This is a genomic window from Curtobacterium sp. ZW137, from assembly GCF_003762905.1.
In the GTDB taxonomy this organism is placed as follows: domain Bacteria; phylum Actinomycetota; class Actinomycetes; order Actinomycetales; family Microbacteriaceae; genus Curtobacterium.
On record NZ_RJKS01000003.1, the window covers coordinates 548,059 to 568,110 of the forward strand.

Consider the following 20,052-nt stretch of genomic DNA (forward strand, 5'->3'; position numbering starts at 1 on the left):
CCGCACCACCACTCAAAGGAGAGTGCCATGCACCGCACCCGACTGACCGCCGCGATCGCGGCGGTCGCCCTGACCGGCCTGGCCCTGGCCGGCTGCAGCTCCACCTCGAACGCCGCGGGATCCGCCGCGGGCACGAAGGTCACGTACATGACCTGGGAGTCGACGACCACGAACACGGCCTTCGACGCGACGATGAAGAAGTTCCAGAAGTCGTCGGGGATCACCGTGCAACGCGAGGCCGCCCCGAACTCCGACTACCCGCAGAAGCTCGCCAGCCTCATCCTCTCCAAGAAGGCCCCGGACTTCTTCTGGTGCACCACCGCGGAGGCGCAGAACCTGGCCGACGAAGGGCTCCTCTACGACTGGTCCGACAAGCTCGACTCCGGTGACGGGCTCAAGGCCTCCGGGTTCGCGCCCGGGTCCCTCGCCATGTGGAAGACGCAGGACGGCAAGGTCGCCGGCATCCCGACCCTCGCCAACACCTTCGGCTTCTTCTACAACGCGGACACGTTCAAGGACGCCGGACTCGACGCGCCGAAGGCCGGGTGGACCTGGGACGACATGTTCTCCGACATCGCGGCCCTGAAGAAGCAGGACCCGTCGACGACGCCGCTGGTGAACCAATGGCCGCTGCTGACGAGCCCCCAGGGCGCATCGGCGTACTCCGTCTCGAACGGCGGCAAGCCGATCGTCGACGACTTCGTGCACGCGACGAAGGTGCGCGCGGACAAGACGCTCACCGAGGGCGTGCAGAAGTTCACCGACGCCATCGCGGCCGGGCAGATGACCAACCCCGACTACGACTCGACCAACGCGATGGCCGCGTTCTCGAACGGCAAGGTCCCGCTGATGTTCGGCGGGCAGTGGCTGCAGAACTTCATCGCCCCGAACCACCCGAAGATGGCGTGGGGCTTCGCGCCCTGGCCCGCCGGGACGGTGTCGAACGTGCAGCCGATCGAGGCGAACGGCGTCTGCTCGCCGTCCACGATCAAGGACCCGGACGCGGTGTGGAAGACCATCTCCTACCTCGACACCACGGGCTTCAACGAGGCCATGAAGGCGCAACCGGTCGCCCCGATCGCGTACACCGCCGGCAGCAAGGGCTACTACGCCTCCCTCGAGGCCGGTGACGACGCATCGAAGAGCATCGCGGCGACGGCGGAGTACGAGCTCGGGACGAAGGACAAGTTCATCACCCAGTTCCTCGACCCGTGGTCGACGAAGGCGGCGGACGTCGTCACGACGTCGTGGAACCCGGCGCTCGAGGGGAAGAAGAGCGTGAAGTCGGGTGTCGACGGCACGGTCTCCGGCATCGAGGGGCTCATCAAGAAGTGAGCACCCCGCCGCCGATCGACTTCCCGTTCGGCCCGTTCGTCCCGGCGGAGCACAATCCCGTGCTCCGCCCGGGGCGGCACCACTGGGAGTCCACCAACGTCTACAACCCCGCCGCGATCGTCGTCGACGACCGCATCGCCCTGCTCTACCGGGCGCACGCCGACGACATCGTCTCGTCCGTCGGCCTGGCATGGAGCCACGACGGGTACGCGTTCGACACCGAACCGGATCCCGTGATCGTCCCCGAGCACGACTACGAGCGGTACGGGTGCGAAGACCCGCGCGTCGTCCGCGTCGACGACACGTACTACTGCACGTACACCGGGTGGGACCGTCACACCGCCCGGCTCTGCCTGGCCACGTCGACGGACCTGCGGACCTGGCACAAGCACGGCCCGATCGTGCCCGGCATCAACACCTTCGCCGGCGTCCGCGAGACACCGGGCCCCGACTGGAGCAAGGGCGGCGTCATCCTCCCCGAACCGATCGACGGACGGTGGCTGATGTGGTTCGGCGAGGGCAACGTGCACGTCGCCACCTCCGACGACCTGCTCCACTGGGACGCGGACCCGACGCCGGTCCTCCGACCGGAACCCGGGACGTTCGCGGGCGACCTCGTCGAGACCGGCCCGCAACCGGTCCGGACCCGCACCGGCCACGTGCTGCTCATGCACAACAGCGCGATCGTCCGGGCGGTCGACGACGTCACGTACGCCTGCGGCCAGGTGCTGATCGACCCACACCGGCCGGACCGCGTCGTCGCGAAGACCACCGAGCCGTGGCTCTCACCCACGACCGAGGAGGACCGGCACGGGCTCGTCGACGACGTCACGTTCGTCGAGGGGCTCGTGTTCCACCGCGGCACCTGGTTCGCCTACTACGGCCAGAGCGACACCACCATCGGTGTCGCCACCTTCACACCCACCGACCGAGAGGACGACGCATGACCATCACCCTCCGACCGAGCAGCACGGTGATGTTCACCGGCGACTCGATCACCGACTGCCAGCACCTCGAGATCGAGCAGCCGCTCGGGTGGGGGTACCCGCTGCGTGTCGCCGGGGAATGGGGCCTCCAGCACCCGGACCGTCCGGTCACCTGGCACAACACCGGGATCGCCGGCAACAAGGTGATGGACCTCGAACCCCGGTGGCAGCGTGACGTCCTCGACGTCCGGCCCGACCTGGTGTCGCTGCTCATCGGGGCGAACGACGTCGGCTGGAAGGACTACGCCGAGGACGGGTACGAGATCCCCGCGGTGGACTTCGGAGCGGGGATCCGACGGCTCCTCACGCCGCTCGCGGAACGAGACGTGCAGCTCGTCCTCATCGAACCGTTCCTGCTGCCGGTGAACGACGCGCAGCGCGTCCAGCGCGAGGACCTCGACCCCAAGATCCAGGTGGTCCGGGAGATCGCTCGGGAGTACGGGGCCCACCTCCTCGCAGCCGACGGGATGTTCGCACAGCTCGCGGCGACCACCGGGCCGGAGTACTGGGCTGCGGACGGGGTCCACCCGACGCCCGCCGGGCACGCGGCGTTGGCAGCAGCATGGCTGGGACTCGTCGACTGACACGACGCCCCACCGGACGGGAGGCGCGGGTCGGGCCCGACCCGTGCCTCCCGTCCGCCGTGCTGCCGGTCTGCGGTCAGCCGCGTCCGCGGACGACCAGCCGCGCCGGGACGACGGCGCGCTGCGCGGGCTGTGCGCGGTCCGCGAGACGCTCGAACAGCAGCTGTGCGCCGACCCGGCCGACCTCGTACGGGTTGCTGTCGATCACGCTCACCCCGAAGCGGGGCGCGAGCGGGAAGTCGTCGAAGCTGAGCAGGTCGATCGGCTGCCGTTCGTACGCGTCGGACAGCAGCAGCCCGGTGCAGAGCCGGTTGTTGTCGGTGAACACGGCCGTCGGGGCGTCCGGCGCGGTGAGCATCGCGTCCGCCGCGGTGGTCGCCTCGGCGTCCGTCACCAGGCCGTCGCGGACGATCTGCATGTCGAGCGGGATGCCGGCGCTCTCCAACGCTCGTTGGTACCCCCGCCACCGTTCGAGCGCGCCGCTGCCGGACCGCGGGTGCCCGAGGTACCCGATCCGCCGGTGTCCGCGGTCGAGCAGCATCCGGACCCCTTCGAACGTGGTCTGCTCGTTGGTGGTGGTGACCGCGTCGAGGAGGCCGCCGAGTGCGGGTGGCGGGGAGTCCACGAACACGATCGCGGCACCGTACGAGGCCTCTTCCGCGAGGTAGCCCAGGTCGGCGCCGATCGGCGCAACGATCAGCCCGGCAACGCGGTGCGCGAAGAACTGACGGATCACGCGGTGCTCGAGCTCGCCGTCGTTCTGCGCGTCACCGGAGAGCACGAGATGCCCGTGCTGCGCCGCGACGGAGTGGATGCCGCGCAGCATCGGCGCGAAGAAGGGGTTCGTGAAGTCACCGAGGGTCACGCCGACCGTCGCCATGGACCGGTCCTTGCGACGCAGACCCGCCGCGATGTCGTTCACCTGGAACCCCAGGCGGTCTGCTTCGGCGAGGATGCGGACCCGGGTCGCTTCCTTCACCGGACCGTCGCCCCGGACGGCGCGGGAGACGGTCTTGATGCTCACACCCGTCGCCTCGGCGATGTCCTGCAGACGCGGCCGGCGCCGAGGGGCGCGGGGACCCGCCGGAGGCTCACCGTTGCTCATGTCCCGATGGTAGTGCCAACGATGACATGCCTCCCGGCCCCCGGGAGGCCGGGGTCAGCGGCCCGCGAGGAACACCGCGGGCCCCCAGCGACGCTGAGGGCCCGCGGCGTCCGTGGGGCGTGGCGATGCGATCAGCCCCGCCTCAATGGACGGTCGACGCCGCCCGCTCGATGACCGCCGTCACCGCGCCCGGCTGCGAGATCATCGACAGGTGCGACGCCCGCACGGGAACGATCGTGCTGCCCGCCCGGTGCGCCATCCGGTACTGGGTCGCCGGCGGGATCACCTTGTCCTGCGTGCCGATGACGTCCCAGCTCCGGATCGACTTCCACGCCGGGGGACCCGACGGCTCGGCCAGCGCCCCGAGCAGCGGCGGCAGCTGCCCCGCGGCGAGGACGTTCCGTGTGGCCGCGGGCACGTCCTGCGCGAAGGACGTCGCGAAGGTCGAGGACTTCAGGTACACCTGGTACTCCGCCTGGCTCGTCGCTCCCGGTGGGGCGACGATGTCGAACAGGGTGGCGGGGTCGGCGGTGAGTGCGGAGCCGGACCCGGCGAGCAGGTCGTTGATGGTCTCGCCCTGGTCGGGCAGGAACGCGTCGATGTAGACGAGCGCCTTGACGTCGGGGTCGGAGGCGGCAGCGTTCGTGATGACCGCGCCGCCGTACGAGTGGCCGACGAGCACGACCGGGCCGCTGGTGCGCTGGGCGAGGTACGCGCTGAGGGCTGCGGCGTCCGGCGCGATGCCGCGGAGGTCGTTCGGCGGCACCAGGACCGGGTACCCGGCGCGCTGGAGTGCTGCGGTGACGGGCGCGAAGCTGGCGGAGTCCGCCCACGCGCCGTGCACGAGGACGACGGTGGGTTTCGGCGACGGCGACGGTGTGTGGTGCCCGTGTCCGTCGGCGGAGGCGGCCTGGAGTGGGAACGCGATCGCCCCGGCGGCGAGGGCGAGGGCGGCGACGGTCGCGGCGAGCGTGCGACGTCGACGGCGGGTGGTGTCCGGCATGGTGGTTCCTTCCGATACGTCAGGTCCACGGGGTCCGGCTGGGCTCCATGACGCGGCGACAGCGGGAGCGCGCTCCTCGTCGGGGAACGAGGCAGAGCGCGGCAGAACGATGGTGCGAACGTGTCGTGCCGAGGCCGCGTCGTCACACTACGGTCAGCGTTCCTTCGCGATCTTGATCGGATCCGCACAGATAGTTGTCGGTTCCCGCACCGAGCCGCCGGGTTCCTGCCCGCAGCGCTTGCGGTAGTCGCGGGGGCTCATCCCGTAGGCACGGTGGAACGCCCGGGTGAAGTTCGCGTGGTCCGGGAACCCCCACCGGTGTGCGATCTCCGAGACGGTGACGTGTCGCTCGTGGACGCGGCGGAGCTCCTCTGCGGCGCCGGCGAGTCGTCTCCCGCGCACCCGGTCGGCCAGGCTGATGCCGGCTCGCTGCAGGATCAGGTACGCGTACCGCTCGGAGATGCCGTGCACCCGCGCGACCTCCGCGATCGTCAGGTCCCGGTCGACGACGTGGACCTGGACGTACTCGAGCATCCGGGACCAGAGCGGGGTGGGGGACGGCGGAGCTGCACCGGGGGTCGCGGTGAGGAGCGCGCGGAGGAGCCGGAGCGTCGACTCCTCGAGGGCGGCGCGGTCGGCCTCCGGCAGGTGGACGGCGGTCGTGGCGAGGTCGCCGAGGTAGCGCGAGACGACGAGCGCCTCCGGGGTCGCGGCCGCGGTGCGGTCGGGACGGACGAGGTCGAACGGCAGTGTCATGACGCCTCCTCACGGTGGGCACATGCTCCCACCGGAGGCGCGATCCCACCAGGCCCGGCGCCCTGGGCGTTCCTACACTGGTGCGATGCCGATGACCCGCGCCGAGCTGGAGGCGTTCCGCGGCGTCCCGCTGCCGGACGAGATCGGACCTGGCGTCCGGCTGTTGTTCGTCGGGGTCAACCCGGGCCTCCGGAGCGCCGCGGTCGGGGCGGCCTTCGCGAACCGTGGCAACCGGTTCTGGAAGGCCCTGCACGCTGCGGGGATCACCGGCCAGGTGTTCGACACGAGTGCCGGGTTCGCCGCGGCGGACCGTGACGAGCTGTACGGCCGGGGTGTGGGGCTCACGACGCTGGTGCCGGGTGCGACTGCTCGTGCCGACGAGCTCTCCGACGACCAGCTCCGTGCGGGTCGCGCCGAGCTCGTCACGAAGGTGACCGCCGTGCGGCCGGCTGTCGTCGCGATGCTCGGCATCACCGCGTTCCGGCTCGCATTCGACCGACCGCGCGCGGTCCCGGGCGAGCAGCCAGAGCCGATCGGACCCGCGCGGCTCTGGGTGGTGCCGAACCCGTCCGGCCTGAACGCCCATGCGACGGTGGAGTCGTTGGGTGGGGCGTACCGCGCGGCTGCTGCCGCTGCGGGGGTGCCGCTCCTGACACCCGAGGGGCCGCCGCGACCGCCGTCAGGACGACCGCCGCGACCGCCGTCAGGACGACGGCCGTGATCGGGCCGGCCCTCAGCGGTCCGCGAACCCGCCGAGCATCCCCGAGATGAACCGCTTCTGCAGGAAGAAGTACAGGACCACGATCGGCAGCGCGACGATCACCCCCGCGGCGGACAGCAGCGAGTAGTCCGTCAGGTGGGCACCCTTGAAGAACGCCAGGCCGAGGGGTGCGGTGCGGTGGTCCTCGCTGGTGATGAGCACGAGCGGCAGCAGGAACTCGTTCCACGTCCACATCGTGATGAGCAGCGCCATCGTCATGATCGGGGCGATGGCGGCGGGCACGATCACCTGCCAGAGGAGTCGCACGTCGCGCGCACCGTCGAGTCGGGCGGCCTCGATGACCTCGCCGGGGAAGGACCGGAACTGGCTGCGCATCCAGAAGATGCCGAAGGCCAGGGACTGTGCGGTCTGCGGCAGGATCAGGCTCGTGTAGGTGTCGGTCAGGCCGACCGATCGCAGGTTGAAGTACAGCGGGATGATGAACGCCTCGGCGGGGAGCATCAGGCCGGCGAGCATCACGAAGAAGATCACGTTCGAGCCGAAGAAATCGAGCCGACCGAACGCGAAGCCGGCGAAGACGGCGAGCACGGTCGTGAGCACGACGACCGACACCGTGACCAGGACGCTCGAGAGCATGTACGACGCGAAGTGCCCCTGGTTCCACGCGGCGCCGAAGTTCCCGAGGTCGATGGTGGTCGGGACGCTGAAGCCGCCGGAGTTCTGCGCGGACGGGGTCACCGAGGACAGCAGCACCCCGATCAGCGGGATGATCGCGAACAGGGCGAACAGCGTCAGGATGACGTAGTTGACGGTCTTCTCGCGGACGGAGATCCTCATGCGACGTCCTTCGGCTGCAGGCGGTTGATGAGGGCCGTGACGATCATGATCACGATGGTGAGGGACACCGCGACGGCGGCGGCCGAACCGACCTGCCCGGTCTGGAACGCCCGGTTGTAGGCCTCGAACGCGGGGACCGACGTCGAGTTGCCGGGCCCGCCGCTGGTCGTCACGTAGACCAGGTCGAAGGTCTTCAGCGCCGACACCACGGTCAGGGTGAGCGCCGCGGCGATCTGCCCGCGGAGCGAGGGGAGCGTGATCGAGAAGAACTCCCGCACCGCGCCGGCACCGTCGATGCGCGCGGCCTCGAACAGGCTCGGGTGGATGTTGCCCACGCCGGAGAGGAACAGGACCAGGCACAGGCCGACGTTCAGCCAGGTGCCGACGAAGCCGATCGCGGGCAGCGCGGTGTCGTACCCGCCGAGCCAGACCTGCGCGAGGTGCCCGAGTCCGACCAGCCGCAGCCCGTCGTTGAGGAGGCCGTCTGCCGAGTAGATCGAGACCCAGATCGTGGCGACGACGACCGACGCGATGACCTGGGGGAGGAACAGCACCGTGCGGAAGAACGACATCCCTGGGAGGCCGTTGGCCCGCGAGATGAGCGCCGTCAGGAAGAGCGCCACGACCACGGGCACCGCGGCGTAGAACACCATGAGCACGAGTGCGTGCCCGAACGACGCCCGCAGCTGCGCGTCCGCGAACACGTCGACGTAGTTGGAGAACCCGGCCCACGTCGCCGCGGACAGGCCGTCCCAGTCGTAGAACGAGTACTGGATGCTCTGCAGGAACGGCACCCCGAGGAACACGGCGAACACGACGAACGCCGGGAGGACGTAGAGGTACGGGACGAGACTGCGGCGGCGCTTCCGGGCACCGCCCGCCGTCGTGCCGGCCCGCCCACGGCGGGTGCTGCGGTCGGCAGCACCCGCCGTGGTTCCGGTGAACTGGGTCACTGGGGCGCCCTCGCTACTTCTTCACGAAGCCGGAGTAGTCGTCCTGGAGCGTCTTCGTGTACTGCTCCGGGGTCGCCTTGCCCGCGACCAGGTCCTGCATCGCCGCCGTGATCGTGTCGTAGAAGGTCGGCGTCGCGTAGTCCAGGTACGGGGTGATGCTGTTGGCGCTGGAGATCGTCTTGTAGTTGCTCGTGATGTCGCCGGCGATCGTGCCCGACGCGGGGGTGTCGTCGTCCGGCACGACGGTCGGCAGGTTGCCCTTGTCGACGAGCGTCTCCGCGGCCTTCGCGTTCGTCACGAAGTCGACGTACGCGGCGGCTGCGTTCGCGTTCTTCGTCTTCGAGGTGATGGCCCATGCCAGGCCCTCGCCGCCCATCGTGACGGGGGAGTCCGCGCCGGCCGGGGTCAGTGCGGTGAAGCCGATGTCCTTGGCGCTCGCCGCGGCCTCGAGGGTGGCCTGGTACCAGGTGCCCGTGATGAGGAACGCCGACTGGCCCTTGCCGAACGAGGCGACGGCGTCGTCCCGCGAGACGCCGTTCGCGCCGTCGGTGACGTAGCCCTTGTCGACCCAGTTCGTGATGGTCTGCGCGGCCTTGACCTCCTCGTCACCGGTCCAGCTGCCGGACTTGCCGGCGACCAGGTCGTTCACGGCGTCGTGGCCGGCGAGTGCGGAGAGCACCAGGCCGTACAGGTGGATGCCCGGGCTCTTCTCGACGTCGCCGTAGCTCAGCGGGAGCGACCCGGCCGACTTGACCTTCGCCATGTCCGCGGTCAGCTCGGCGACGGTGGTGGGCGGCGCGTCGATCCCGGCCTTCTGGAGGACCTCCTTGTTGTAGTAGAGGCCCACGAGCTCGCCGGTCTGCGAGACGCCGTAGAGCTTGTCGCCCTGCCAGGTCGACCCGTCGGAGGAGAAGGAGTTGAGCTTGAGCAGGCTCGACGGGTAGTAGTCGTCCCAGCCGTAGAGCTTGGAGTAGTCGTTCACGGGGCGCAGGAAGCCGGCCTTCACGAAGGCACCCATGTCCGGGTAGCCCTGGTTCGCCTGCACGACGTCCGGCGGGTTGTCACCGGAGAGCGCGAGCTTCAGCGTGGTCTTGAGGTCGGCGAAGGACCGGGACACCCGCTTGATCGTGATGTTCGGGTGCGCCTTCTCGAACTCGTCGTTGAGCACCTGCTGCGCGTCGTTGATGCCGGTGTCGGTGTTCTGGTCCCAGACGGTCAGGGTCGTCTTGCCCGAACCGACGTCCTTCGACACCGGCCCGAGGCTCTGCGACGCGGCGGGGGCAGCCGAGCCGCCCGGGGTGCACGCGGTCAGCCCGAGTGCCAGGGCGGCGGCGACGCCGATGACCATCGTCGCCTTGCTGGAGTGCTTCATGGTGGTCCAGTCCTTCGAGTGGGTGGAGGGGGAGTCAGGAGGTCAGGGCAGCCGCGTCGAGGAACGACCAGTCGCCGGGGGCGGCCGTGCGGCGGAGGAAGGCGCGGAGCTGGTCGGGGTGCGGTGCGCTCGCGGCGCCACCGAGACCGGTCACGGCGTACGCGGCACTGGCGGCGGCGAAGCGCAGCCGCGTCGCCAGGTCCCAGCCGTGGTGGCCGCCGGCCATGAAGGACGCGACGAACACGTCGCCGGCGCCGGTCGGGTCGACGACGTCGACGGGGATGGTCTCGGCCGTGACGACGACCCCGTGCGCCGAGTCGACCGCGATCACGCCCGACCCGCCGCAGGTGACGACGGCCAGCGGGACCCGCTCGGCGAGGGCCTTCGCGGCGTCGAGTGCCGAGTCGGTGCGCGTGTACCGCATCGCCTCGACGTCGTTGGGAACGAAGACGTCGATCTCGGCGAGCCGGTCGAGCACCCCGCCGGACCACTCGCCGGTGTGGTCCCATCCGACGCCGCCGACCACGGTCGTGCCGGTGGCGCGGAGCTCCGCGACCCATCCGGGCAAGGGGTGGGCGATGCCGACGTGGGTGGACGCGACCGCGCCGAGGTCGTCGGGGACGCTCAGCGCGTCGAGGTGCTCCTCGTAGGTGATGAAGCTCCGGTCGTCCGGCCCCGTGAGTGCGACGGACACCGAGCTCTGGTGCCCCGGGACGACCTCGAGCAGGCTCGTGTCGAGCAGCGGTTCGGCGGTGAGCGTCGCGTACACGTGCGCTCCGAGTACGTCGTCGCCGAGCCGGCTGAGCAGCATGGTGGGGGCGCCGGCGCGGGCGGCCGCCACGGCGCGGTTCGCGACACCGCCGGGGGTGACGGTGAACGCGTCCGCGTAGACCTCGGTGCCCTGCTCCGGCGCGGTGACGCCGGCGAAGACCAGGTCGCAGAACACGTCCCCTGCGAACAGCAGTGCGGTCACGGCTTCTCCTCATCGTTGCGGATCGTCCCGTCGCAGGTGTGCGCAATCCCGGGGCGGTACCGCTGGTGATGCTCAAGCCTGCGTGCTTGGTGTTGCGAGGACGTTACTCGATTGCGCCAGATTTGTTAAGTCTGCGCAGAACGCAAACTGCACTGCACGAGTTTGCGTGAGAGTGCGCGAGTTCGGATACAGTGGCGCCATGATCCTGCGAGAGCGGCAGAACCGCATCATCAAGGCGCTGCGCGTCGAGGGCGCCGCCTCGGTCCAGGAGCTCGCCGACGCCCTGTCCGTGAGCGCGGCGACGATCCGGCGCGACCTCGAGATGCTCGACCGCAACGGCGAGCTCGTCCGCACCTGGGGCGGCGCCGTGCTCGCGCCCGGCCAGACCGCGCAGGACGGTGACGACGGCGAGCCGATCGAGACCCCGTTCGAACAGGCCGGCGACCTCGACCTCAAGCGCCGGATGGCGGTGGCCGCTGCCGCGATGGTGCAGGACGGCCAGGTCGTCATCCTCGACATCGGGACCACCACGCCGCAGATCGCCGAGCTGCTCCGCGGCCGCGACATCACGGTCATCACGACGAACCTCGCCGTGTTCGACGTCCTCCGCGACGACGAGGCCGTCCGCCTGGTCCTGCTCGGTGGCGTCGTCCGGCGCAACTACCGGACGCTCGTCGGCTCCCTCGCCGAAGCGGCCCTCGAGCACGTCAGCGCCGACCTGCTCTTCCTGTCGTGCACGGGTGTCCGCGCCAACGGGCACGTCGTGGACAACATGGCGGTCGAGGCCCCGATCAAGCAGTCGATGATCGCCGCCGCCGAGCGGGTCGTCCTGCTCGCGTCCGAAGCGAAGTTCCCCGGGACCGGGGCCCTCCGGCTCTGCTCCCTCACCGATGTCGACACGCTGATCACCACGACCGGCGCCCCCGACGAAACACTCGCACACAGCCGGAACGCCGGCGGAGAGGTCATCACCACATGAAGCTCTGCATCCTCGGAGGCGGCGGGTTCCGCACGCCGTACGTGTACCAGGCACTGCTCCGCGACACCGGCTCGCCCCGCGTGGAAGAGGTCGCGCTCTACGACGTGGACGAGGCCCGGCTGCACGCGATGGTCGCGATCCTGACCGAGCTCGCCGCCGAGTTCCCGGACGCTCCCGTCCTGAAGCCCACCACCGACCTGCACCGTGCGGTCGAGGGAAGCGACTACGTGTTCGCCGCCCTGCGTGTCGGCGGGCTCGAAGGACGCCGTTGCGACGAGCACGTCGCGCTCGACCTCAACGTCCTCGGGCAGGAGACCACCGGTCCCGGCGGGTTGGCCTACGCCATCCGCACCGTGCCCGTCATGGTCGAGGCCGCGAAGGTCATCCGCGACCTCGCCCCGAACGCGTACGTGATGAACTTCACGAACCCCGCCGGCATCATCACCGAGGCGATGCAGACCGTCCTCGGCGACCGCGTGCTCGGCATCTGCGACACCCCGTCCGGCCTCGGTCGCCGGGTGGCCGGCATGCTCGGGCTCGACCACACCCGCGTCCAGATGGACTACGTCGGCCTGAACCACCTCGGCTGGATGCGCCGCGTGATGTACGACGGCCGCGACGTCCTGCCGGAGCTGATGGCCGACGACGAGCGCCTCGGGGCGATGGAAGAGGGACACGTCTTCGGCCTGGACTGGATCCGTTCGCTCGGCTCGATCCCGAACGAGTACCTCTTCTACTACTACTTCAACCGCGATGCCGTGCGCTCGATCATCGGCTCCGGCAAGACCCGCGGGGACTTCCTGGCAGAGAGCCAGTCCGCGTTCTACGACCGGGCCAGTGCTGCCGGCAACGGTGTCGCCGACCTCTGGCGGGAGACCGTCGCCCGCCGCAGTGCGTCCTACATGGCCGAGGCCAAGGGCGGCACGCAGGACGAACCGCTCGACCCGAAGGAACGCGAGACCGACCCGTCGCACCAGGGCTACGCGGGCGTCGCGCTCGGCGTGATGGCAGCGATCAGCCGCAACGAGCGTCAGACGATGATCCTCAACGTCCGGAACAACGGCACCATCGCCGGGCTCCCGCGCGACGCGGTGGTCGAGGTGCCGACCATGGTCGACGCGAACGGCGTGCACCCGATGACGACCGACCAGCCGGACCTGCACCAGATCGGCCTGATGAGCCAGGTCAAGGCCGTCGAACGGCACACCATCGCCGCCGCGCTCACCGGCTCGAAGGACGAGGCCCTCAAGGCGTTCGCCCTGCACCCCCTGGTCGACAGCGTCACCGTCGCGCGGGACCTGGTGCGCGGGTACATCGACGCGATCCCGGAGGTGGCTGCGGTCCTGACGAAGTAGCGAGGCGAGGGGCGAGCGTGCTCTACACGGGGTGCGCCGCCGCGCGCTCGGAGACCATCGTCAAGAACACGGACGCGGTCCAGGTCATGCTGCGGTCCCGGAGCCCCGCGCCGGTCACGGCGTCGAAGTTCTCCGCCATCCCTGCCGCGGCGCAGGTGTCGACGAACCGGTCCCTGATGTCCGCGGCCAGGTCGGCGTACCCGGCCCGAGCGAGCCCGTCGACGAGCAGCATCGTCGACGGCGCCCAGATCGGGCCCCGCCAGTAGCCGTCGGCCTCGTACAGGGGGCTCCACAGCGGCTCGGTCGCCAGACCGTTGCGGGTCAGGTACCCACCGTTGAACAGTCGTTCCACTGATGCCGCGCGTTGCTCTGCCGGCAGGAGTTCGCCGAGCACGAGCGGCATCAGGGTGATCAGACTGTCGGCGTCGATCACGGCCCCGGTGCGGGTGTCCCGTGCCACGAACCTGCCGTCCACCCAGAACCGTTCGCACAGCATGCGGATCGTCGCGTCAGCCCGCGTGCGCCACGCGGTCGCCTCCGTGCGGCGGCCGAGGGCGTCCGCCATGCGACCGAGCGTGCGCATCTGCAGTGCCAGGTACGCGAGCAGATCGGGGCTCTGCACGGGGACGCCGACGCCGAAGGTCGTCGCGTTGTCCCAGCCGGAGTCGTTGCCGTGGTTGTACGAGGGCACGCCGTCGTCACTGTAGACGCGGTGCGCGAACCACCAGTCCGTCCATCGGCCCAGGGGGGTGTAGAGCGCCGCGACGGCATCGGCCGTCAGGCCGCCGCGGTCCATGAGGTGCCCGATCGACCAGCCGTGGATCGGCGGCTTGACGAAGTTCCGTTCGACGCCGGCGTCGTTGACGTAGTCGGGCAGGCAGCCGTGCTCGTCCTGGTGGTCGAAGACCGCGAACAGCTGGTCGGCGGCGGCGTCCGGGTTCCGCCACAGCGCCATGGCGTTGAAGCAGTGGTCCCAGCTCCACACGTTCGTCATGCGGTTCTTCGACATGAGCATCGATTCGCGGCGGAGGAGTCCGCCGGCCGGGACGATCGCAGCCCACGTCACGAAGGTCGCGAGCCGGACCGCGTCGTCCAGCCGTGGGTCACCGCGCTGGTCGCCGCCGTGCAGGCGCCACCAGGCGTCGAAGTCCGCCTGGGCGGCGGCAGCTACGTCGGCGACGGGCGCTGGTCGGTCGTCCCGGACGGCGCTGCCGTACTCGTCGATGACGATGACTGCCGATCCCGTGGCGAACCCGTCGGTGTCACCGGGCGTGACCCGCAAGCGGGCTTCCGAGTTGCGGATGCCGTCCCAGCGGGCGTCGAACCGTGCGGTTCCGCCGGTGACGCGCAGCCGGTAGTTCCGGTTGGCGCCGCTGTCGACGAAGCGCCAGACGCCGTCCCGTTCCGGCAGCACGGCGTCGTACTGCGAAGCCGCTCGGAAGTCGAGGGTCACCGAGCCGCCGGTGACGCGCAGGTAGGCGCGGCCGGGACCGTCCAGGACCACCTCGACGGCGGTGCCGTCGTGCCGGAGGACCAGTCGGCCGGCGGTCGTCTCGGACATGGCGTCGGCGCCACCGTCGAGGAGCAGTCGGAGGATCTCGCGGTGCCGGGCGTCGCCGCGGACGGTGCGGAGGTACACGCCGTGCTCGTGCTGGTCCGGTGCGCGGAGGCTCGGATCAGCGACCCTGGACACCGCGAAGTAGGACCCACGGCGACTGAACGGAGTCGTTGCCAGATCGACGGCGAGTTCGCGGGGGACCGCCGTGCTCACGATGTCGACGCTCATGCGGGAGTGCCGGTCGTGGTGACGCGGTGCACCGTCTGGCCCGGACCGAGCACCACGGTCTCGGTCACGTCGCCCTGCCGGTCGGTGGAGGTGCGCGAACCGAGAGCCGAGAGGTCGAGCTCGAACGTCCGCTCACGGTCGGCCTCGTTGGTGAGCGTGAACCAGCCGTCGCGGACCAGGTACGACAGCTGGTAAGCGGCCTGACCGAGTCGGACCCGTCCGATGTCGACGAGCCGCGGGGCGACACGCAAGTCCGCCGTGAGGCTCGGGCGCACCCCCAGGTACTCCGTGACCAGGACCCACGCGAACACGTTCGGGTACTCGTAGTAGTGCGCTGCGCCGTGCCAGTCCGACCCGTCCACGTAGTAGACGTGGTCCATGTCGTAGCGCTCGCCCATCACCCAGTCGTCGGCGGCGCCCGCAGCGGCCACCCGGTGGAGCTGGTCCCGGAGGACGTCGCCCTCACGACGCCACGACCAGAACGCCGCGTCCCAGGACCAGTACCGGCCGGCAGCGCACAGGTCGTACGGCCCGCCGTCACCGATCTCGGCATCGGTGTACTCGGCGATCCTCGACGACAGGAAGGTCGGGAAGCGCTGGAACTCGTCGCGTTCGGCGTCGACGAGGGCGATGACGTCCTCGACCTGATCGTCATCGGCGACACCGAAGACGGCGGGCAGCACGTTCGCGAGCAGGTGGACGTGGTCGTGGGGGACCCCCGAACGGTCGACCCAGTCGACGAAGCGGCGTGCCGAGGGGTCCCAGTGGCCGAGGGGGAGCGGCGCTCGGACCGCGGCATCGAGCCGCGTGGCGAGCGCTCGGTACCCCGCGGCGCGCTCGTGCCGGGCATCGGCAGCGGACTCCGCGATCAACTCCTCGAGCTCCGCGAGCAGACGGAGGGAGTTCGCCGCCAGCACCGCCGCCATGGTCTCTCGGCCGTCCTTGATCACCTGGTCCTCGTAGTAGACGTCCGACCAGAGCCGACCGCGCGCGTCGACGCAGGACTCGACGAGGGACGTCGCGCCCTCGAGGTCCGCGATCACCGAGCGCAGCCAGTCGAGGTCGTTGCTCCGCGCGACGAGGTTCCAGACGGACTCGACGACCTCGACGTTCCCGGTCACCAGGAACATCACGGCGTTCGCCGAGCCGTCGAGGCTGCCTCTGCGGACGTGGTACTCGCGATCGCCGTCCGGCTGCACGGCGCACGGGTCGCGCCAGAGCCCCTCGGGGTCCTCGCGCATCATCCGGAGCTGGAGCTCGATCATCCGTCGGACGATGTCCTGGTCGGTGGCGCTGCCCCACGCCAACCGCCCCTTGATCTGGAACTCGTGGTCGACGTCCGGGTAGGTGCCAACGTACTTGTCGGCCAGCGTGCTGATCACGTAGCCGCTCGGGTCGGGGTAGCCGGCAGCGGTCGTCCGCTCGACCACGCACGGCAGGATCGTCCCCCAGTAGAACCCGGCCCAGGCGTCGGCGAGGTCGGCGCCACCCGGGAGCTCCAGGGCGAAGGCACCCCCGTCGACGTCCGCGTGGGGGCGGGGCCGGTGCGCGGTGACGGAGACGCTCGACGCATCGACGACCACGGTCACGCCGTCGGCGTGCACGGTCGCTGTGACCGGGCCGCCCGCCACGTGCCACGCGGTCGCGGTGCCGGACCGTCCGACGTCGGGGTCCTCCGGCAGTACCCAGCACGCGGCGGTGGCGGTCGCCTGACCGACTCCGTCCGCCGTCAGGGGCAGGACGTGGCGTTCGCCGTCGTGGACGCCGTCGACCAGGAACACCGGGCCGGGTGGGAACCGCAGCGTGATCCGGTCGTGGGCGCCGGTGGCGCTCAGCGTCCACCGGTCGTCACTGACTGGTTCGGCCGAGGCGCCGGCGTCGAGCAGGGAAATCGGGTCGGGCGAGGACATCGTTGTCGTGGGTTCCTTCGAGCGGAGCTGGCGGGGGCGACGTTGCGATCCAATTATGCAAACTTGTAACCAAGTCTTGCAAGAGCGTGGCAAACGTGGTCATCATGAGTGCCGACACCCCGTCTGGGGACCACTCGATCGAGGAGGATCGAAATGACCGCATCGTCGCGTCACCGCTGGCGCACCCGGGTCGGTGCCCTCACCGCAGCGGGCGCCGTGCTCGCCGGACTGCTCACCGGCTGTTCGACGTCGTCGTCCGGCGACACCGGCTCGAAGACACTGACCGCATGGGCCTGGGGCTCACCGGCCGTCGGCATGCAGGCCGCCGGCAAGGCCTTCGAGAAGACGCACCCCGGCGTCACCGTGAAGGTGCAGGACGTCGGCAACCCCGCCATCTGGGACAAGATCACCACCGGCATGGCGGCCGGTGGAACCGGGCTGCCCGACGTCATGGACATCGGCGGTGACTACATGGGCAACTACCTCGAGACGTTCCCCGACGGCTTCGCGAACCTCAGTGACATGGGAGCGGATTCGTTGTCGAAGGACTTCCCGAGCGGGCTGTGGGACGGCGGCCAGGACACGAAGGGGCAGCAGTTCGGCGTGCCCTTCGAGGTGAACACCAACCTCGTGTTCTACCGCAAGGACCTCTTCGAGAAGGCCGGCGTCGACGTCGACTCGGTGACGACCTGGGACCAGATGCTCGATGCGGGCAAGAAGATCAAGCAGGCCACCGGGGCGAACCTCTTCGCGATCGACAAGGCGGCATCGCAGGCGGACGCCGCGAACTTCTGGCAGATGCTCGCGCGCCTGCAGAAGACCTTCTTCTTCGACAAGAAGGGCGACATCACGCTGAACGACACCGGGAGCGTCAAGGCCCTCCAGTTCCTCCAGGAAGCCAACGACGCCGGGCTGGTCACCGACATCCCGCAGAGCCAGGGCACCACCTCGCAGATGAAGGGCCAGTCACCGGTCGCGATCATGCCCGGCGCGTCCTGGATGGTCGGCAGCTTCGCATCGACCGCGCCCGAGATGCAGGGCAAGTGGGGCGTCCGCACCTCGCCGGCGATGGAGCCGGGTGGCCTCACGGCCGCATCGGCCGGCGGCACGTACCTGACGGTCGCGAAGGCCAGCAAGAACCAGGCGCTCGCGTACGAGTTCGTCAAGTACGCGATGGCCACGAAGGACGGCCAGCAGATCGTGACCGAGAAGGCCGGGCTGTTCCCGAGCTTCGAGCCGATGTGGGACGAAGCCTCCTTCAAGAAGGACGACCCGTACTTCGGCGTCAACACGAACGACCTGGTCACGGGTGCACTCAGCCAGAAGACGCCGCCGGACTACTACACGAAGGACTACGCCAAGGCCCTCAAGGTCTACGACGACGCGCAGACGCAGGTGCTGGTGCAGGGCAAGGACCCGAGGAAGGCCCTCGATGCAGCCGCTGACCTGCTCAAGTCCCAGACCGGCCGGAAGATCTCCGGCGACTGACCAACCGTGGCGGGTGTCGCGATCCGTGACACCCGCCACCTCGAGACGAGAAGCGATGTCGACCACCACACACTCCGGTTCCCGGACGACGCCCCCTGGTCCCCCTGTCCAGAGTCCGACACCCCCGGCACGACGTCCTCGCCGACGATCGGGAGCGGCGCTCCGTGCGACGCTCGTGCCCTACGTGTTCCTGCTCCCGGTGATCGTCCTGTTCGCCGGCTTCAAGGTCTACCCGGTGCTCTCGGCCCTCTGGCTGAGCCTGACCCAGAACGTCGGCGGGCTCACGACCTTCGTCGGCGGGCAGAACTACGCCAGGATCGCGGGTGACCCGCTCTTCTGGACCGCGCTCCGCAACACCGTCGAGATCCTGCTGTTCCAGGTCCCGATGATGCTGGTGCTCGCGATCCTCCTGGCGGTCGCGTTCAACTCGAAGCTCCTGAAGGCGCGCGCGTTCTTCCGCGTCGCGTACTTCGTCCCGATCGTGATGGGGCTCGTGGCCTACGGGATCCTGTTCTCGGCGCTGTTGTCGCAGAACGGCTTCATCAACTACCTGCTGTCGCTCGTCGGGATCCACTCGGTGCCATGGCTGGCCGACCCGTTCTGGGCGAAGGTCTCGATCGTGCTGGCGATGACCTGGCACTACACCGGGCAGAACGCCGTGATGTACCTCGCGCAGCTGCAGTCGATCCCCGAGGAACTGTACGAGGCAGCGCAGATGGACGGCGCGAACCGTCGCCAGCAGTTCTGGCACGTGACGCTGCCGGGGCTCCGGCCGGCGATCCTGTTGACGGTCGTCCTCTCCACGATCGGGACGCTGCAGCTCTTCGACGAGCCGTTCGTGCTCACCGGCGGTGGCCCGGACAACGCGACGCTGACCATCGGCATGTACCTGTACCAGAACGCCTTCCGGAACTTCGACTTCGGGTACGCGTCCGCGATCGGGTACGTCCTCGCGATCATCGTCGCCGCCATCTCCGTGATCCAGATGCTCGTCCTCAGGAGGCGTTCCGCATGACCGTCCAGATCCCCGTCGTCCGCCGAGGCCGCGCGCGTCGCCCAGGCGACTCGACTCCGCTCAGTGCGTTGCTGACCACGGTCATCGCCCTCGGCGCGGTCGTGATGCTCGCGCCGTTCGCGTGGCTCATCGTCGCCGCGACCCACAACACCAGTGAGATCTTCTCCACACCGCCGGCGCTGCTGCCCGGGTCACGGTTCTGGACGAACCTCACCGGCCTGTTCACGAACCTCGAGCTCGGCGCGGCGTTCAAGAACTCGATGATCGTCTCGCTCGTCTACACGGTGTTCGGCATCGTGGTCTGCAGCACTGCCGGGTACGCCTTCGCGAAGTTCCGCTTCCGCGGCCGCGACGCCATGTTCACCGTGATCGTCGCGTCGCTGGCGCTGCCGGGGCAGGTCACGCTGGTCCCGTTGTTCCAGATCATGGTGCAGCTCGGCTGGCTCAACTCGTACCAGGCGCTCATCCTGCCGAACCTCGCGCTGCCGTTCGGCATCTTCCTGATGCGCCAGACGATGCAGTCCGTGCCCGACGAACTCATCCAGGCAGCGCGGGTCGACGGCGCCGGTGAGTTCCGCACCTTCTTCCAGATCGTGCTCCCCACGATGCGCCCAGCGCTCGCCGCGTTGGCGATCTTCCTGTTCCTCGGGCAGTGGAACGACTTCGTCTACCCACTCATCGTGCAGCGGACCCCCGATGCCTACACGCTGCCGGTGGCCCTCGCGACCCTCCACGGCGTGCAGGCGACGGACTACGGTCAACTCCTGACGGGAACCCTCGTCTCCGCCCTGCCCGTCCTGGTCCTGTTCCTGTTCCTGCAGCGGTACTTCGTCGCCGGACTGCTCGCCGGGTCGGTCAAGCAGTGACCGGTGGTCGCCGTGCACTAGTTTCGAC

General features: G+C 69.7%; 18 protein-coding genes. 9 read left to right on the plus strand and 9 right to left on the minus strand.

The features are described from left to right. Positions 1–27: 27 nt before the first annotated feature. From EDF55_RS12275 to EDF55_RS12285, 3 genes are read left to right on the plus strand one after another with little or no spacing between them, the layout of a single operon-like run. Positions 28–1,335 (plus strand): ABC transporter substrate-binding protein, encoded by a 1,308-nt coding sequence (locus EDF55_RS12275; RefSeq protein WP_123655225.1) that lies wholly within the window; start codon positions 28–30, stop codon positions 1,333–1,335. Continuing rightward, positions 1,332–2,282 carry a glycoside hydrolase family 130 protein gene (locus EDF55_RS12280; RefSeq protein WP_123655226.1) on the plus strand — a complete coding sequence of 317 codons (951 nt, stop codon included), beginning with the start codon at positions 1,332–1,334 and terminating at the stop codon, positions 2,280–2,282. Before EDF55_RS12275 ends, EDF55_RS12280 begins: the two co-directional genes overlap by 4 nt. After that, the gene (locus EDF55_RS12285; protein WP_123655227.1) at positions 2,279–2,905 is read left to right on the plus strand and encodes a GDSL-type esterase/lipase family protein; all 627 of its coding nucleotides are present in this window, start codon (positions 2,279–2,281) and stop codon (positions 2,903–2,905) included. The genes EDF55_RS12280 and EDF55_RS12285 overlap by 4 nt, the downstream gene beginning before the upstream one ends. A gap of 76 nt (positions 2,906–2,981) precedes the next feature. Here EDF55_RS12285 and EDF55_RS12290 read toward each other — a convergent pair whose 3' ends face one another. From EDF55_RS12290 to EDF55_RS12300, 3 genes are all read right to left on the minus strand, one after another. Then, a complete protein-coding gene (locus EDF55_RS12290) occupies positions 2,982–4,010 on the minus strand; it encodes a LacI family DNA-binding transcriptional regulator (RefSeq protein ID WP_123655228.1) in 1,029 nt (342 codons plus the stop codon). Between the two features lie 142 nt (positions 4,011–4,152). Continuing rightward, on the minus strand, positions 4,153–5,013 hold the full coding sequence (locus tag EDF55_RS12295; RefSeq protein ID WP_123655229.1) for an alpha/beta fold hydrolase: 861 nt from the start codon (positions 5,011–5,013) through the stop codon (positions 4,153–4,155). Between the two features lie 153 nt (positions 5,014–5,166). After that, positions 5,167–5,769 (minus strand): helix-turn-helix transcriptional regulator, encoded by a 603-nt coding sequence (locus EDF55_RS12300; RefSeq protein WP_123655230.1) that lies wholly within the window; start codon positions 5,767–5,769, stop codon positions 5,167–5,169. A gap of 85 nt (positions 5,770–5,854) precedes the next feature. Between EDF55_RS12300 and EDF55_RS12305 the strand changes: the two genes are divergently transcribed. After that, a complete protein-coding gene (locus tag EDF55_RS12305) occupies positions 5,855–6,490 on the plus strand; it encodes a mismatch-specific DNA-glycosylase (RefSeq protein ID WP_123655231.1) in 636 nt (211 codons plus the stop codon). Between the two features lie 12 nt (positions 6,491–6,502). Here EDF55_RS12305 and EDF55_RS12310 read toward each other — a convergent pair whose 3' ends face one another. Genes EDF55_RS12310 through EDF55_RS12325 form a run of 4 tightly spaced genes read right to left on the minus strand, consistent with a single transcriptional unit; the run spans position 6,503 to position 10,625 of the window. After that, the gene (locus EDF55_RS12310; protein WP_123655232.1) at positions 6,503–7,327 is read right to left on the minus strand and encodes a carbohydrate ABC transporter permease; all 825 of its coding nucleotides are present in this window, start codon (positions 7,325–7,327) and stop codon (positions 6,503–6,505) included. Beyond that, positions 7,324–8,280 carry a carbohydrate ABC transporter permease gene (locus EDF55_RS12315; protein WP_123655233.1) on the minus strand — a complete coding sequence of 319 codons (957 nt, stop codon included), beginning with the start codon at positions 8,278–8,280 and terminating at the stop codon, positions 7,324–7,326. The genes EDF55_RS12310 and EDF55_RS12315 overlap by 4 nt, the downstream gene beginning before the upstream one ends. Positions 8,281–8,293: 13 nt before the next feature. Further along, the gene (locus tag EDF55_RS12320) at positions 8,294–9,652 is read right to left on the minus strand and encodes an extracellular solute-binding protein (protein WP_123655234.1); all 1,359 of its coding nucleotides are present in this window, start codon (positions 9,650–9,652) and stop codon (positions 8,294–8,296) included. 34 nt (positions 9,653–9,686) lie between these two features. Beyond that, positions 9,687–10,625, minus strand: coding sequence for a carbohydrate kinase family protein (locus EDF55_RS12325; RefSeq protein WP_123655235.1), 939 nt, complete (start codon positions 10,623–10,625; stop codon positions 9,687–9,689). 199 nt (positions 10,626–10,824) lie between these two features. On the opposite strand from EDF55_RS12325, the gene EDF55_RS12330 reads away from it, so the two are divergent. Further along, positions 10,825–11,604: a DeoR/GlpR family DNA-binding transcription regulator gene (locus EDF55_RS12330; protein ID WP_123655236.1), complete on the plus strand. Its 780-nt coding sequence runs from the start codon at positions 10,825–10,827 to the stop codon at positions 11,602–11,604. Continuing rightward, positions 11,601–12,959 carry a 6-phospho-beta-glucosidase gene (locus tag EDF55_RS12335; RefSeq protein WP_123655237.1) on the plus strand — a complete coding sequence of 453 codons (1,359 nt, stop codon included), beginning with the start codon at positions 11,601–11,603 and terminating at the stop codon, positions 12,957–12,959. The genes EDF55_RS12330 and EDF55_RS12335 overlap by 4 nt, the downstream gene beginning before the upstream one ends. A 22-nt stretch (positions 12,960–12,981) precedes the next feature. Here EDF55_RS12335 and EDF55_RS12340 read toward each other — a convergent pair whose 3' ends face one another. Continuing rightward, positions 12,982–14,745, minus strand: coding sequence for an amylo-alpha-1,6-glucosidase (locus EDF55_RS12340; protein ID WP_123655238.1), 1,764 nt, complete (start codon positions 14,743–14,745; stop codon positions 12,982–12,984). After that, complete coding sequence (locus tag EDF55_RS12345) at positions 14,742–16,655, minus strand: hypothetical protein (protein WP_185017359.1); 1,914 nt, start codon at positions 16,653–16,655, stop codon at positions 14,742–14,744. Before EDF55_RS12345 ends, EDF55_RS12340 begins: the two co-directional genes overlap by 4 nt. A 153-nt stretch (positions 16,656–16,808) precedes the next feature. Between EDF55_RS12345 and EDF55_RS12350 the strand changes: the two genes are divergently transcribed. Genes EDF55_RS12350 through EDF55_RS12360 form a run of 3 tightly spaced genes read left to right on the plus strand, consistent with a single transcriptional unit; the run spans position 16,809 to position 20,024 of the window. Next, on the plus strand, positions 16,809–18,143 hold the full coding sequence (locus EDF55_RS12350) for a sugar ABC transporter substrate-binding protein (RefSeq protein WP_123655239.1): 1,335 nt from the start codon (positions 16,809–16,811) through the stop codon (positions 18,141–18,143). 55 nt (positions 18,144–18,198) lie between these two features. Next, complete coding sequence (locus EDF55_RS12355) at positions 18,199–19,158, plus strand: carbohydrate ABC transporter permease (protein WP_123655240.1); 960 nt, start codon at positions 18,199–18,201, stop codon at positions 19,156–19,158. Further along, a complete protein-coding gene (locus EDF55_RS12360) occupies positions 19,155–20,024 on the plus strand; it encodes a carbohydrate ABC transporter permease (RefSeq protein ID WP_123655241.1) in 870 nt (289 codons plus the stop codon). Before EDF55_RS12355 ends, EDF55_RS12360 begins: the two co-directional genes overlap by 4 nt. Positions 20,025–20,052: the final 28 nt, after the last annotated feature.